At 74.7% G+C, this 14,375-nt stretch carries 15 protein-coding genes; 5 read left to right on the top strand and 10 right to left on the bottom strand.

Going from position 1 to position 14,375, the window contains the following annotated elements; genetic code table 11:
* Window positions 1-105: 105 nt before the first annotated feature.
* Window positions 106-903: an AAA family ATPase gene (locus F593_RS22775; RefSeq protein ID WP_022927817.1), complete on the top strand. Its 798-nt coding sequence runs from the start codon at window positions 106-108 to the stop codon at window positions 901-903.
* A gap of 84 nt (window positions 904-987) precedes the next feature.
* Here F593_RS22775 and F593_RS0105815 read toward each other — a convergent pair whose 3' ends face one another.
* Window positions 988-1,251, bottom strand: coding sequence for a hypothetical protein (locus F593_RS0105815; protein ID WP_022927816.1), 264 nt, complete (start codon window positions 1,249-1,251; stop codon window positions 988-990).
* A gap of 117 nt (window positions 1,252-1,368) precedes the next feature.
* The gene (gene murJ, locus F593_RS0105810) at window positions 1,369-3,936 is read right to left on the bottom strand and encodes a murein biosynthesis integral membrane protein MurJ (RefSeq protein ID WP_022927815.1); all 2,568 of its coding nucleotides are present in this window, start codon (window positions 3,934-3,936) and stop codon (window positions 1,369-1,371) included.
* A 191-nt stretch (window positions 3,937-4,127) separates the two neighbouring features.
* Here murJ and rpsT point away from each other — a divergent pair, with 191 nt between their 5' ends.
* Together rpsT and F593_RS0105800 are read left to right on the top strand one after the other, a co-directional pair.
* Window positions 4,128-4,397 (top strand): 30S ribosomal protein S20, encoded by a 270-nt coding sequence (gene rpsT, locus F593_RS0105805; RefSeq protein WP_022927814.1) that lies wholly within the window; start codon window positions 4,128-4,130, stop codon window positions 4,395-4,397.
* Between the two features lie 154 nt (window positions 4,398-4,551).
* Window positions 4,552-5,346, top strand: a complete 795-nt coding sequence (locus F593_RS0105800) for an alpha/beta fold hydrolase (RefSeq protein ID WP_022927813.1) — start codon at window positions 4,552-4,554, stop codon at window positions 5,344-5,346.
* Between the two features lie 75 nt (window positions 5,347-5,421).
* On the opposite strand, the gene holA is transcribed toward F593_RS0105800, so the two are convergent.
* The 8 genes from holA to F593_RS0105760 all read right to left on the bottom strand — a co-directional run bounded on the left by holA (window position 5,422) and on the right by F593_RS0105760 (window position 12,103).
* Window positions 5,422-6,402, bottom strand: coding sequence for a DNA polymerase III subunit delta (gene holA, locus F593_RS0105795; RefSeq protein WP_022927812.1), 981 nt, complete (start codon window positions 6,400-6,402; stop codon window positions 5,422-5,424).
* A 67-nt stretch (window positions 6,403-6,469) separates the two neighbouring features.
* On the bottom strand, window positions 6,470-6,964 hold the full coding sequence (locus tag F593_RS0105790) for a hypothetical protein (protein WP_169449154.1): 495 nt from the start codon (window positions 6,962-6,964) through the stop codon (window positions 6,470-6,472).
* Window position 6,965: 1 nt separating this feature from the next.
* On the bottom strand, window positions 6,966-7,625 hold the full coding sequence (locus tag F593_RS0105785; protein ID WP_022927810.1) for a hypothetical protein: 660 nt from the start codon (window positions 7,623-7,625) through the stop codon (window positions 6,966-6,968).
* Complete coding sequence (locus tag F593_RS0105780) at window positions 7,622-8,389, bottom strand: hypothetical protein (RefSeq protein ID WP_022927809.1); 768 nt, start codon at window positions 8,387-8,389, stop codon at window positions 7,622-7,624. The genes F593_RS0105785 and F593_RS0105780 overlap by 4 nt, the downstream gene beginning before the upstream one ends.
* Window positions 8,386-9,135: a phosphate ABC transporter ATP-binding protein gene (locus F593_RS0105775; protein ID WP_028721464.1), complete on the bottom strand. Its 750-nt coding sequence runs from the start codon at window positions 9,133-9,135 to the stop codon at window positions 8,386-8,388. The genes F593_RS0105780 and F593_RS0105775 overlap by 4 nt, the downstream gene beginning before the upstream one ends.
* A gap of 134 nt (window positions 9,136-9,269) precedes the next feature.
* Window positions 9,270-10,259, bottom strand: coding sequence for a PstA family ABC transporter permease (locus F593_RS22770; protein ID WP_022927807.1), 990 nt, complete (start codon window positions 10,257-10,259; stop codon window positions 9,270-9,272).
* Window positions 10,256-11,212 (bottom strand): phosphate ABC transporter permease subunit PstC, encoded by a 957-nt coding sequence (pstC, locus tag F593_RS0105765; RefSeq protein WP_245540780.1) that lies wholly within the window; start codon window positions 11,210-11,212, stop codon window positions 10,256-10,258. Before pstC ends, F593_RS22770 begins: the two co-directional genes overlap by 4 nt.
* Window positions 11,213-11,266: 54 nt before the next feature.
* Window positions 11,267-12,103: a phosphate ABC transporter substrate-binding protein gene (locus F593_RS0105760; protein ID WP_022927805.1), complete on the bottom strand. Its 837-nt coding sequence runs from the start codon at window positions 12,101-12,103 to the stop codon at window positions 11,267-11,269.
* Window positions 12,104-12,378: 275 nt separating this feature from the next.
* Between F593_RS0105760 and F593_RS0105755 the strand changes: the two genes are divergently transcribed.
* Window positions 12,379-13,779 carry a hypothetical protein gene (locus F593_RS0105755; RefSeq protein WP_022927804.1) on the top strand — a complete coding sequence of 467 codons (1,401 nt, stop codon included), beginning with the start codon at window positions 12,379-12,381 and terminating at the stop codon, window positions 13,777-13,779.
* 72 nt (window positions 13,780-13,851) lie between these two features.
* Entirely contained in the window at window positions 13,852-14,319 is a 468-nt protein-coding gene (locus F593_RS0105750) for a hypothetical protein (RefSeq protein WP_157251606.1), read from the top strand.
* Window positions 14,320-14,375: the final 56 nt, after the last annotated feature.

Raw genomic sequence — 14,375 nt, 5'->3', positions numbered from 1 at the left:
CGGTGCTCGGGGATTGATGTGTAACCGCGAACTTACACATTGCGCCGACGTCGTGCAACCTTTCGGTTACGCATTCTGGGCGGGGCTCCTGCGAGGATGCCCGCCATGGCCCTGCACAGCCGCGCCGAGCGGGAGGCGATCCTGCGCGAGATCCGCACGCGCCGCGGCGGCGTGGAGCAGGCGATGGTCCGCGAGGTGCGCCTGATCGACGGCACCCCGGACGCCCAGCTCGGGCACGCCGCCCGGGTGCCGGCGGTGGGTGCGCTGCGCGACGGCGTCGCGTTGCACCCGCAGGTCACGTTCCTCGTCGGCGAGAACGGCTCGGGCAAGTCGACGCTGGTCGAGGCGATCGCGGTGGCGTGCGGACTCAACGCGGAGGGCGGCGGCCGCAACATGCGCCACGCCACCCGCGAGTCGCACGCACCGCTCGGCGACCACCTGCAGGTGGTGCGCGGGACGCGGCGGCCGAAGAGCGACTTCTTCCTGCGCGCCGAGAGCGTCTTCACGCTCGCCACCGCGCTCGAGGAGCTCGGGGTGCTCGACTCCTACGGCGGGCGCTCGCTGCACGAGGTCTCGCACGGCGAGTCGTTCCTCGCGATCGTGCTGCACCGCTTCGGCCCGCAGGGCTTCTACGTGCTCGACGAGCCGGAGGCGGCGCTCTCGCCTCAGAACGTGTTGACGCTGCTGCGTCGTATGCACGCGCTCGCGGGCGAGGGCTCCCAGTTCGTGGTGGCGACGCACTCGCCGCTGCTGCTCGCCTACCCCGGCGCGCGCATCCTGCTCTGCGACGAGGACGGCCTGCGCGAGATCGCGTTCGACGACGCACCGCCGGTGCGGCTCACCCGGACGTTCCTCGCGGATCCGGGGCGCGTCCTCGACGGGTTGTTGGCCGAGGACGACTGAGACCCGCCGCCCGTGGCCGCGCGGCGGGCGCGACGCCGACGGAGCCTCCCGGCCGCGCCCCCGGGGGAACGGCGGGTGCGAACGTCAGGTCGAGACGGACGGGTCCTGCGGCTGCGGGTCCGGGATCGGGTCCGGCGGCGTCGTCGGGTCCGGGTCGGGATCCGGGTGCGGACCGGGCGGGTCCGGGGTGGTCGCGGGGCCGCGGTCCGGGTCGTCCTCGTCCGGACCGGGATGCTGGGCCGGCTCGCCCGCATGGCGGTTGGGCATCACGGTCTCGCGGCCCGTGTCGGGGGTGGGGACCTCGGGGTGCTGATCCGGATCGACACTGGCGTCGGGTGCGGGGGTCATCAGGGCCTCCATCGTGGTTCGGCCCGCGGGTACCCCGGTGCGGCCCCCGGCGAAACGCTCGCCGCGCGCTCGCGCGCCCAGCAGCCTGCCGGCACCGGCCGGGACCGGCAGCCGGCCTCAGTCGCGGCGGCGGCCGCGACGGCCGCGACGCTCGTCCTGCGCCTTGCGACGACGCTCGCGCTCGGCCATCCGCTCCAGCGCGGCCTCGCGGGCCGCGATCAGCCGCTTGGCCTGCTCCCGCTGCGCGGCGCGGGCCTCCTGCTCCGGGGTCCGCTGCGTGCCCTCGGGCAGCTCGATCCCGTAGACGTCGAGCCGCGACGGCGCGACGTCGTCGCCCCATTCCGGCTCGGCGTAGGGGTCGTCGTCCTGGGCCCGCTCCACGCCGGGCCACGGCACGTCGAGGGTCTCTCCCCCGCGCTGCCCGATCGTCGGCCAGTCCTCGGCGGCGTCGTAGAGGTCGGGGGCCTCGTCCTCGAGGGGCTCCGGTTCCGGGGCGGGCTCCGGGGCGCGGCGGCCGAACCGCCGCGGACGGCGGGACTCGGGGGACGGGGCGTCGTCCTCCCACGGTCCGTCGGCGGGCGGGACCGCCCGGGCCGACGCGTCGGAAGCCCGGTCGTCGCGGTGGCGCAGCGTCTCGTCGTCCGGGCCGGCGGCCGGGGCGTCCTCGACGGGCGGCGCGTTCTGGCGCCCCCGGCCGCGCGGCTGCGACGGCGGCGCGACGGGACCAGACGGCCCAGACGGTGTCGGCGCGGTGGGTCCCGGCCCGGCTCCCGCGGTGGCGGGCCCAGGGCCCGCCGGCACCAGCGCCACGAGCGCACGGGACAGGACCTCGGCCACGCGGGCGAGCCAGCCGATCGGCAGCGCGAGGACGGACAGGACGGCGTCGGCGCGACGACCGGCGCTGCGGACGACCGGCCGGCGGACGACCGCGACGGCCTGCCGCACGCCGGGGAGGCGGAGCAGGAGCCGCTCGACGCGCGCCCACAGCCGCACGAACCGACCGCCGGCCTGCTCGAGCTCGCTCAGGCCGAGCTCGCGCGCCAGACCGACGTAGACGACGCCGCCCGCGAGGATGGCCAGGCCGAGGTACAGGACGGTCACCACGGTGGCGGGCGTGCCGACGCCCAGGGCGTCCGTCGCGATCCGGCCGACGAGCGCGACACCGGAGGCGGCCAGCGCGGCCACCACCGAGGCCACGAGCACCTGCAGCAACGAACGCAGGACCGGCAGCAGCCCGAGCGCCCCGCCGGTCTCCTTGCGCAGGAGCCGGATCTGCAGGCCCACGAGCACGACGTTGCCCACGAACGTGCCGATCACGATGCCCGCGAGGCCGAGCGGCCGGTACAGGGCGAAGGACACCGCGATGTTCACGGCCAGGCTGCCGAGCGCCAGGCCCGTGTTCGCCCACGGGCGCTGCAGCGCGAAGAACGTGCGGCTCATGAGCAGGCTCACGCCGTTGAGCGCGAGACTGAGGCCGAGGAACGACAGGACGGTGGCCGCGGCGTCGGTGTTCGCGTCCGTCCACTTCCCGTACTGGTAGAGGGTCTGGATGATGTCGTGCGCGATGACAGGGCTCGCGAAGAGCATCCCGATCGGCACGAGCAGCACCAGGATCTGGCCCATGCCGCTGCCGATGAGGCCCCGCAGGCCGGGCCGGTCGCCCCGGGCCACCGCGCGACTCAGCACCGGGAACAGCACCGTCACGATCGCGACGCTGAACACCCCCTGGGGCAGCATGTAGAGGCGGAACGCCGCCTCGATCGCGCGGGGTCCGTCGTCCGACACGCGGGAGGCGAGGATGGAGTCGATGAGCGCGCTGAAGTTGATCAACCCGAGCGAGAGCGCAACGGGGACCATGAGCGTCAGGACCTGGCGCAGGTGCGGGTCCTGGAGGTTGACCTTCGGCACCAGGCGGATCCCGTAGCGCCGCAGCACGGGCACCGCCATGCCGAGCTGGACGGCCGTGCCGACGAGCACGCCGATGGCCTGCGCGTAGATCGCGTCGGTCTCGCCCGATCCCCCGAACGCCGGGAGCAGCGCGAGGTTCACGACCACGATGACGACGTTCCACACCAGCGGCGAGAGCGCCGGGATCGTGAAGTGGTCGTAGGCGTTGAGGGCCCCGACGAACAGGCCGTTGATGCCCAGCAGCAGGACCGTCGGCAGCATGACCTGCGAGAGCCCGACCGTGAGGCTGTCGGCCTGCGAGCCGAGCTTGTCGCTCACGGCCTCGCCCACGAACAGCGGCATGTACAGCGGGGCGGTCACCATCGCCACCGCGGTCAGGATCGTGAGGCCGCCGAGGAGGACCCAGAAGAGGGTCGACATGAGCAGGAGCGCCTCGCGGCGCTTCTTCTGCTCGAGCAGCTCGGAGAACACCGGCACGAACGCCGCCGAGAGCGCCATGTCCGCGAACAGGCTCCGCAGCAGGTTCGGCACCGCGTAGGCGAGGGTGAACGCCGAGGCCGCGCCCGACGCGCCGTAGAGGAAGCTCGCGAAGATCTCGCGGATCAGGCCAGCGACACGCGAGAACCCCGTGGCGACCGAGAAGATGATCGTGTTCCGTGCGCGGCCCGCCGCGCCCCCGGCGTCCTCGTTCTCGGACAGGACGCCCTCGGCGGCGCCGCCGACGGGCGACGGATCCGCGGGGACCGCGGCGTGGAGTCGGTCCTCGGTCTCACGCACCGGTGCGGCATCCTACGCTCCCGGAGCGGACGAGCCGCACGCTCGCCCCCAGGCCGCCTCGACCCGGGGAGGGCCCTCCGGCGACGGGCCCGTCCCCGGCGACGCGGGCGTCGCGCCGCCCACCCCTCGCCCGCGCGGGAGGGGCGGCACGCACGGACCGGGGGGTCGCCGCTACTATCCCTCGTCGGCTTATGGCAAACATCGCATCGCAGAAGAAGCGCATCCTCCGTTCCGAGCGGGAGCGCCTGGAGAACCGGCGTTACACGTCGGCACTGAAGACGCAGTTCCGTCACCTCGAGGACGCGGTGAAGGCCGGCGAGGCCGACGCCATCGCGACCGCGCACTCCAAGTACGTGAGCCTCGTCGGCAAGTCCGTCAAGTCCGGCGCGCTGCACCGGAACACGGGCTCCCGCAAGGTCGCGCGCGCCACGCGCCTGGCCAAGCGCGCCTCCGCCTCCTGAGTCTCCTCGCGGGCCCCACGCCCGCACCCGCGCCCCTGAGCGCCCGCATGACGGCTCGTCCACGACGGGCCGTTTCGTCGTTCCGGAAGGCCGGCGCACCCCGCCCGCCGGCCCTTCGACGGGCCACCCACCCGATGCGCCGACGGACCACGCCGTGAGCTTCTCGTTCACCCCCGCCCATCGTGGCGGCAGCGGCGAGCCGCTCGTCCTCCTCCACGGGTTCATGGACACGTGGCGCACCTGGGAGCTCGTCCTTCCGACCCTCGAGCGTCATCACGACGTGCTCGCCCCCACGCTGCCCGGCCACGCCGGCGGACCGCCGCTTGAGGACGCCGTCTCCCACGCGACCATGGCCGACGCGGTCGAGCGGGCGATGGACGACGCCGGGTTCGAGACCGCGCACGTGGCAGGCAACTCCCTCGGGGGCTTCGTCGCCCTGCAGCTGGCCGCGCGCGGCCGAGCCCGCTCCGTCGTCGCCCTCGCCCCCGCCGGCGGCTGGGAGCCGAACGACCCCACCCTCGGCCGGACGTTGGCGGCGCAGACCGCGATGCACGAGGCGACGAAGGCCCTGGCACCCCACGCCGGGGCGATCGCCGCAACCGCGGCCGGCCGTCGTCGCGCCACGGAGCTGTTGACCTCGCGCCCCGAGCGTCTGCCCGCCGACCTCGTGGCGCACCTCGTCCTGGGCGTCGCGCGCTGCGACGCGCTGCCGATGCTCGCCTTCGCCGCCAGCGATCCCTACGTCGTCGAAGCGGAGCGGATCGACTGCCCCGTGCGGATCGTCTGGGGCACCGCCGACCGCCTGCTCCCGTGGCCCACGGCCGCCCGCCGGCTCCGGCGCGTCATGCCGCAGGCGGACTGGATCGAGCTCGAGGGCGTCGCCCACGCCCCGCAGCTCGACGTGCCGCTCGAGACGGCGCAGCTGATCCTCGGGCACACCGGCGGCTGAGCGCCAGGCTCCCGCGGGCCTGCGCCCCGGTGTCGCGCCGGGTGCCGTCAGCGCCGGGGCCTCAGCACGGGACCCTCAGCGCCGCGCGGTCACCGCACCGATCGTGCGGATCGCCTCGGTGTCCGGGTCCAGCGTGCTGTCGCCACGAGCCGCGAGCTCCAGGCGGGCCAGGCGATCCACGGCCGTCGAGAGTGTGGCCGACCCCGCGTCGCGGGCCTCGGAGATCCGGCGATCGAGCTGCCAGGGCGGCATCCGCGCCGACTGGGCGATCTGCCCTCGGTCCTCCCCCGCGTCCAGCCGGCGCGCGATCTCGAGCGCCGTCCGCATGCGCGAGTTGAGCAGGCCGGTCAGGCGCGCCAGCGGCTCGCCCTGGGCACGGAGGGCGAGGTACGACGCCACGGCGGCCTTGCGGTCGCCCGTGACGATGGCGTCGACGAGCCCCCACACCTGCTGCTCGGCGCCGTCGGCGACGGCCTCCTCGACGTCGCGCGTCGACAGCCGCGCGCCCTGGCCGTGCTCGAGCGCCAGCTTCTCGAGCTCGCGCTCCAGCCGCACGCGCCGCTCGCCGACCTGGGCCACAAGTGCCTGGGCACCCGCGCCGTCGAGCTCGATGCCGAGCTGCGCCGCGCGCTCCTTCGCCCACCGCGGCAGGTCGCGGGCCTTCAGGGCCTCCTCCGTCACCTGCGCGCCGCCGAGCTTGTCGACGGCGGCCACGAGCGCGGGTGCGACCTGCTGGCGCTTGTCCTCCATCGCGACGAAGGCGACCGTGGTGGTCGCGCCGTCGAGGACCTTCAGGACGGGCACGAGGTGCTCGACGACCTCGGCCTCCTTCCACTTCTCCACCCCGTCGACGAGGACGAAGCGGCGGCCGATGCCGAGCGTCATCGCGGAGAGCGTCGCGGCGATCGCTGGCGGCGTGGCGGCATCGCCGTCCAGGTGCTCCACGCCCTCCGGGCCGACCTCGAGCTCGGCGGAGGCCTTCATCCGGTTGCGCCGCTCGCCGACGCGGTCGTGGTCGTCGCCGTGGATGAGGTACGCGGGCAACCAGACGGCCATGGCCCCGGAGGCTACGGCCTGCGGCCCGCCGGCGCCCTCGGGGCGGCGGCGGGCCACGGGCGGGCGGTCAGCCCTCGCGGGGCGAGGGGTCGTACGCGTCGCCGGGCACGACGGCCTGCTCGCGCGTGGGCTGGTCCGGGCCTGTCGCGGCGGGCTGCGCGTGGTAGACGGGCGGCGCGGCGACGGTGCCCTCGATCGTGCCCAGCACCTGGCGGACGAGCAGTCGCTCGCCGCAGCTCCAGCAGAACTCGGCCGAGCGGCCGTGCGGCGCGCCGCAGAACCGGCAGTGCCCGCCGATGCCCTCGTGGTCGGCGACGAGGCGCTCGACCTCGCTCAGGCGCGCGTCGAGGCGCTGCAGCTCGGCGGCCCGCTGGGTCAGGACGTCGACGCGGAAGTGGTCGCGGACGGCCATCTCGTAGACGAGGCCGCCGAGGTCCCACGTGCTCTCGGCGACGAGCTCGGCCAGCCGGCGGCGCTCGTCGTCCAGGGCGGCGCGCTGGGGCGTCACCGACGGGACGTGGACGGGTTCGGGAGCCTTGCTCCACGGCATGCGGGGCGCCATCTCAGTCCCCCGTCGAGACGACGTCGGGCAGGGAGTTGGACGCCTCGCGCGCCTTGTCCGGGTCCTTGCTGTCCAGCGCCTTCGAGGCGGCGTCGCTCAGCGGCTTCGCCTTCGGGACGGTGGCGGGGATCTTCTTCAGCTCCGCCGCCTCCTTCTTCTCCTCGGCGTTGAGGTTCTTGGCCGGCTCCGGCTCCGAGACGTCGGTGTCGGACGCGTCGGCCTCCTCCTCCTCCTCGTCGTCGCCCGCGCTCGCGGAGGCGTCCTCCTCGACCTCCTCCTCGGGGGTCGTGGCGGTGGGCGCGGCGGCCGCGGCGGGGGCTCCCGCCCCCAGGACGATGGGCTGCTGCGGGTCGTCGTTGCCCCCGGCCACGAGGAACCCGAGGCCGAAGGCGAGCAGGACGCACGCGAGCGCGGCGAGCATCGTCTGCGCGGACGGACCCGTCGTGGGCGGCGCCGCCCAGAGCGCCGGCGGGACCCCGGCGTGCCCGGCCGGACCGACCGGGGTCGTCTGCACCAGGGCGTCCTGGAACGGGAGGCGCGCGTGGGTGCGCCGCGCGCCGCAGGAGAGGCAGTAGCGCTGGTCCGCGGCGAACGGGGCGCCGCAGGTCGCGCACGTGCCGGCCCGCGGGTCGTCGGCGGGGAGGAACGGGCTGGTGCTCATCGGGAGGACCTCGGGGATTGCGGCTTCGTGGGCAGGGCGACGGCGCTCAGGCGCCCGGTGCGCCCGTCGCCGACCAGGAACGCCTCGAAGCGGGCGCTCTTCCGTGCGGGCAGCGAGACGACGCGGCTGGTGCCGGCCGCCACGGTCCGTCCGCCTCGGCGGACGGTCAGGTAGATGGGGACCTCGGTCTGCTCGCGGCGGCCGTCGTTGTGCACGACGCCCTCCACGGCGACCCCGGACTCGCCGGAGTCCCCGGCCACGCGCTTGACGCCGGTCACCCGGAGCGGCTTCATGCCCGCGCGGGCCGTGCCCTTCGCGGCGCCAAGGCGCACGACGACGTCGGCGCCCTTCGGCAGCGGCGGCAGGTCGGCGTTGACCCAGGTCGTGCGCGTCCGCGGCGGCAGCACCGGGACGCGGAGCAGCAGCTCGTCCGAGCCCTCGCGGTCGTTGGAGTACTGCTCCTTGCCGGTCACGACGACCCGCACGGACACCGGGACGCGGCGCATCGCGCGCCCCGTCGTGTTCTGCAGCTCGACCACGAGCGCGGCGCGGTCGGGAGCGCGCAGCTCGGTGCGGGCCCCGACGCGGACGCCCGACTGTGGCCGTCCGACCTTGACGCGGCCCGGGCCGTCGACCGCGGCCGCCTTGCTCCGCAGGGCCGCCGAGCGATCCTGCGTGGTCTGGCAGCCGGTGAGGGCCACGAGGCCCAGCGCGCCGGCGAGCACGCCCGGGGTGACCCGGCGGATGCGGCGGCCGTGGCTCAACCGAAGCTCCCCTGCACGTACTCGCGGGTGCGGTCGGCGCGCGGGCGGGTGAAGAGCTCCTCCGTCGGCGCGTACTCGACGAGGTCGCCGAGGTACATGAACGCCACGTGGTCGCCGACGCGGCGGGCCTGCGCCAGGTTGTGCGTCACGATGACGATCGCCAGGTTCTCGCGGAGCTCGTGGATGAGCTCCTCGACCACCCCGGTCGAGATCGGGTCGAGCGCCGAGCACGGCTCGTCCATGAGCAGCACGTCGGGCTCGACGGCCAGCGCCCGCGCGATGCACAGTCGCTGCTGCTGGCCGCCCGAGAGCCGCAGGGCGGGACGCCCGAGGTCGTCGGCGACCTCGTCCCACAGCCCGGCGCGGCGCAGCGCGGTCTCGACGCGCGGCATCAGCGCGGCCTTGCCCGGGCGGCGCATCGCCTGCTCGCGGATGGCGTAGGCCACGTTGTCGAAGATCGACATCGGGAACGGGTTGGGCTGCTGGAAGATCATCGACACCCGGCGGCGCAGGCGCGTGATCTCGAGATGGTCCACGTCCTCGCCGTCGAGCAGGATGCGACCCTGGCGCGAGGCCCCGGGCGTCAGCTCGACGAGCCGGTTGAGCGAGCGCAGCAGCGTCGTCTTGCCGCAGCCGGACGGGCCGATCAGCGCGAGCACCTCGCCCTGCCGGACGGGCAGCGTGACCGCGTTGACGGCCGGGCGCTCCGTGCCGGCGTAGTGGATGGAGACGCCGTCGATGCGCAGGCGCTCCGGGCCGTAGGACGGACGCGTGGCCCGGGCGATGGGCTCGGGCATGCCCTGGCGGTCCGCCGGGTCGACGACGTTCGGCGACCCGTTCGGCGTGATCCGGCGGACAGGGGGTGGGAACTCGACCATGGTCACCTCGGGAGGTCGGTGCCGGCGCGGCGGCGACCGATGCCCGCGACCAGCAGGTTGAGGCCGATGATGAGCAGCATGAGCACGAAGGCGGCCGCGTAGGCCTTCTCCGGCGCGTTGCCCTCACCCGTCGGCGAGTTGTTGTAGACGTAGCTCGTCAGGGTCGAGCCGGTGCCCTGGAGCGTGCCGACGCCCGGGATGCCGCTGCCGGCCTGCAGCTGCAGGGTGGCGCCGAGGAGGAGCACGATAATCGCGGTGTCGCCCGCGATCCGGCCCATGCCCAGGGCGGTGCCCGTGGCGATGTCGGGCTTCACGGTCGGCAGCAGGACGCGGCGGATCGTGGCCCATTTCGTCTTGCCCAGGCCGTAGCTCGCCTCGCGCACGTGGCGGGGCACGGACTGCAGCGCCTCGCGGGTCGTCGCGAAGATCGACGGCAGGGCGATGAGCGACATGACCGAGCCGGCCGCGATGAAGCTGCGGCCGAACACCCCGCCGCCGTCGGCGGCGGAGAAGGACGCCCAGGAGAAGATCGGGAGCTGGAAGATCGCCAGGCCGAAGATCGCGATGGCGATGGACGGGGCGCCGGCGATGACCTCGATGCCCGACTCGACCACGCGGGCGAGCCAGCGCGGCCGGGAGTACTCCACGATCCACAGCGCCGCGCCGACCGCGAGGGGCAGCGCGATGGCGGTGGCGATCGCGATGATCATCAGCGTGCCGAGGATCGGGTCGAGGATCCCGCCCGTCTCGGACTGGTCCGCGCCCGGCTGCGGGCGCGTGATCAGCAGATCGAGGCTGACGTACTGGAGGCCCTTGATCCCCATGTAGAGCAGCAGCGAGGCGGCGACGAGCAGCAGGAGCGCGCCGACCGTCCACGCCGCCACGACGCCGAGCAGGTCGAGCGGCCGCCAGAGGCGCAGCTCGCCGAGCAGGCGTTGACGACGGCCCGGGGGCGTCGCCCGGGGGCCGCCGGTGGTCGGGGCGGTGCTCATCGCGCCGTCCCCAGGCGCAGCGAGCGCTTGATGAGGGAGCCGCCGACGGAGAGCATCAGCGAGGAGACCAGGAGCACGAGCGCCATGGCGTAGATGCTCGCCTTGAGCGCCGGGGCCTGGATGCCCTCGGCCTGCTCGGCGATCGTCGCGGCGAGCGGGCGCAGCGGCTCGAAGAGGAACAGCACCCCGTCCCACGGCTGGGGCGCGAAGCCCTTCGAGCCGGAGACCATCGAGAGCATGATCGCCTCGCCCAGCGCGCGGGCGCTGGCGAGCACCGCGGCGGCGACGATCGCGGGCCGGATGGCGCGGATCGACACGGACATGACCGCACGCCAGCGCGTCACACCGAGGGCGAGCGCGCCCTCGCGCCAGCCGCGCGGCACGGCGCTGAGGGCGTCGACGGTGAGGGCGATCATGATCGGGGTGATCATCAGCGTGAGGATCAGGACCGAGACGAGCACGCCCGGGCCGTTCAGGGTGATCACGTAGGCGACGGACTCCCGCTGGTTCTCCGAGATCAGGTGGTCGTTGACGAAGGGGACGAGCACGAGGATCCCCACGAGGCCGTACACGACGGAGGGGACGGCGGCCAGCAGCCGGACGACCGGGACGATGATCGCCCGTACGCGCGGAGGGGCGAGCTCGACGATGAAGATGGCGGCCAGGACCGCGACGACGACGCCGATGAGCACGGCGAGGACCGTCGTCAGCGCGGTCGCGTAGATCAGGGGCCAGGCGCGGACGCGGTAGTCCGCCGCCGTCGGGTCGCCGCCGGCGTTGACCATGTCGCCGAGCTCCGCGTCGATGTCGCCACCGGAGCCGAACCACTTGAGGCCGTTGTACTGGAACGACGGCCAGGCCGAGATCGCGATGAACACGACCATGGCCACGATGATGAGCACCACGGCGACGGCCGCCGCGCCGAGCATGAGCTCGGCGCGGCGGTCCGTCATCGGGCGGCGGATTCGACTCAGCACGGTGGCCGGCGGTCGCGCGGGAACCGGGACCTAGGAGAGCGGGACGGCCTTCTCGTTGACGATGATCTTGCGGGCGGCGGAGCTCCTGACGATCCAGCTGATGAAGCGCGCGGTCTCGCCCTTCGCGTCGTCCTTCGTGACCATCCAGAAGTTACGCGTGCCCTTGTAGGAGCCGGACTTCGCGTTGGCGGTGGTGCACGCGACGCCCTGGTAGCTGGCGGCGCTGACGCCGGCCGTGAACTCGATCGACACGAAGCCGATGGCGTTCGGGTCGCGCTTGACGGCGGCCTGGATCAGGCCGTTGGAGGCCTGGCGGGCGGCCGTCGAGGACAGCGAGGCGCCGCCCATGAACAGGTTCTCGAACGCGTCGAGCGTACCCGAGGCCTCGTTACGGGCCTGGAGGCTGATCGTGCCGGTCTGCTGCGCGCCGGGGACGTCGGACCAGGAGCGGATCTTGCCGGAGAAGATGTCGGCGACCTGCTTCTGCGTCAGGCCGTTGGCGAGCTTGTTGCCCGGGTTCGTGATCAGGCAGACCGCGTCCTTGGCGACCTTGTAGAACTTCAGGCCCTTCGGGTCGCTGCCGTTGCGCGGGTCCCGCGAGGAGTTGCCGATCGTGACGCGGCCCTTGGCGACGTCGGTGATGCCCTTGTCCGAGCCGCCCTGGGCGACGCGGAAGCTGACGTTGGAGTTCAGCGTGGAGTACTTCTTCGTCAGGGCCTGAGCGAGCGGGGCCACGGACGTCGAGCCGCTCATCGTGATGGTGGTCTTCTTCGCGGCCGACGCCGGGGCGGCGGCGACGAACGGGGCGGTGCAGGCGAGCGCGAGGGCGGTCGCCGTGGCCGCGCGGGCGGGAACGGGAAGGCGCATGGTGAGGATCTCCAGGGTTGGGGTCAGACGCCGAAGCGTCGAGCGAGCGCACGCCGAAAGGCGGGAGCGCAGCGGCACGGGATCATGCGGGCTCGTGGGCCCTCGACTGTGAACATCTGGTGGCATCCGTGTAAACGGGTTCGTTCACACGGCGGTCACGGAGCAAACCGCCCCTCGGGGCTATCGCGGTGAGACCCTGCCGTCAACGGATGGTCGACACCGCGATGACCCCCCGTTCACAAGTGGCCGTTGACGGCCTGCCATCCTGCGCGCTCGTGTCCGACGTGCGCCCAGGCGACCCCGCCCCCGAAGATCCCGCCGGCGACTGCCGCTCCTGCGGAGCGCTCGTCGTCGTCGGGCAGCGGTACTGCCTGGACTGCGGCGGCCTGATCGGCGCCCGCCGGCTCGATCCCCTCGAGACCTTCCGGGCCCGGGCCGCCGCCGCGCAGCCCGCGCCCGTCCCGGTCGCCGCCAGCCCACCGCGCGCCGTGCCGTTCGCCGCCGCCGCGACGGCCGTGCTCGTCGCGGGCGTGAGCGGGATGCTCGTCGCCGGCGGCGACGGTGGTGCCCGCGCCGCCGTGATCGCCCGCGCCCCGGCCGCCGCGCCCGCGGCACCCGTGGTCGTCAAGGCCCCGAAGAAGCCCACCGCCGACGCGGACGCCGGCGACGACGCGGACGCCCCCGCGGCCGAGCCGGAGGCCGAGACCGCCGCGGTCGAGGAGACGCCGCTCGAGGAGACGCCCGTCGAGGACGTACCGGTGGAGGACACGCCGGTCGACGACGCCCCCGCGGAGGAGGAGCCGGAGGAGGAGCTCCCCGAGGACGAGCCGATCACCCCGCACGTCTGGATGCTCGCGCTCGACGGGCCCCAGGCCCAGGAGGCGGTGAAGCGCATCGCCGACCAGGGCGTGACGCTCACCGGGGTCAAGCCGCTGGGCCCGGAGACCGGACAGAACGTGACGGGTTTGATGACCGGCGTGCGCCCGGTGCCGGCCGGCGCCACGCCGCCCGAGGTCACCCCGTCCCTGCCCGAGATCCTCACGACCGCCGGGGCGTCCTGGCGCGCCTACGTCGACGTCCAGCCCAGCAAGGGTGCGGCGCTCCCCGGCGCCTGCAGCGTCCCGCCCGTCGGCGACGCCGCCGCGGCGGCGCTCGCGGGCCGGCTCCCGTTCGGCCGCATCGCCGGCCTGGCCGAGGGCGACGCGTGCGGCGACGGCATCAAGAGCCTCGAGACGCTGGGCAACGACGTCTCCGCCGGCGACTCCATCCCGGAGCTCTCCTACGCCGCGCTCGGCGGCTGCGCCCCGCCCGAGCGCACGGCCGTCGCGCTGCCCGACCAGGTCTCGGACGCCGTCACGGCGATCACGTCCAGCACGGAGTACCAGGAGAACGGCCTCATCGTGGTCACGGCTGTCGGCGCCGCCGACCCGTGCCCCGCCACGCCGCCGGACCCCGCGGTCCCCGCGCCCGTCCCGCCCCTGGCGGCCGACGGTACGCTGGCCCCGACGCCGACCGTCGTGCTGCGGTCGGACACGAAGCCCGGCTCCGAGCTGGACACCCCGGCCGACCTGCTGGCCCTCACCCGCCTGGCCGCGTCGACCCTGAGCGTCGACCCGCCCGGCGCCGCCGGCGCCGACGACGTGCCGGCCCTCGAGCTCCCGGCCGCGGACGGCTGAGCCATTCCCCGGCCGGCCGCCTCGCTCGCCCCGCGCCTGCGGCGCGTGTTGCGCGGCGGCCCGCGGGGCGTGATGAGCAACCGTTCCCCGCGCATCGTGCGCGGCGGCCGGCGGCAGGCCGCGGCGCGGCTGCGCGCCGCCCGCGCGCTCGCCGACCAGGTCCACGCGGAGCAGCTCACGCGCCACGGCACGGCGATGCTCAGCCACGTCGAGCGCGTGGCCGCCGCCGTACCGGCGTGGGCCCGCGTGCTGGCCTGGGTGCACGACGTGCCGGAGCACTCCGCCCTCGATGTGGAGACCGTGGCCACGCGGGTGGCGTTGACCCCGGACGAGCGGGCGGCGCTCGAGCTCCTGACGCGTCCGCGCGAGGAGTCCCTCGAGGCCCATGTCGGGCGCCTGCTCGCGGCACCCGGCCCCGCCCGCACGCTGGCGATCGCCGTCCACCGCGCCGACCTGCGCGACCACCTCGCCGCGGTCCCGCGGCACCGCGAGCCGGTCTACCGCGCGGCGCTCGCGCGGCTGGACGCGGCCGCGGCCTGAGGCACTGGGCGGGCGGGGCGTGCGACCGCGGACAGCGGTCGGGCGCCCCGCCCGCT

This window comes from Patulibacter americanus DSM 16676, assembly GCF_000420025.1.
Classification (GTDB): domain Bacteria; phylum Actinomycetota; class Thermoleophilia; order Solirubrobacterales; family Solirubrobacteraceae; genus Patulibacter; species Patulibacter americanus.
Note: the sequence above shows the minus strand (reverse complement) of the source record. Positions and strands in the feature narration are given on the sequence as shown.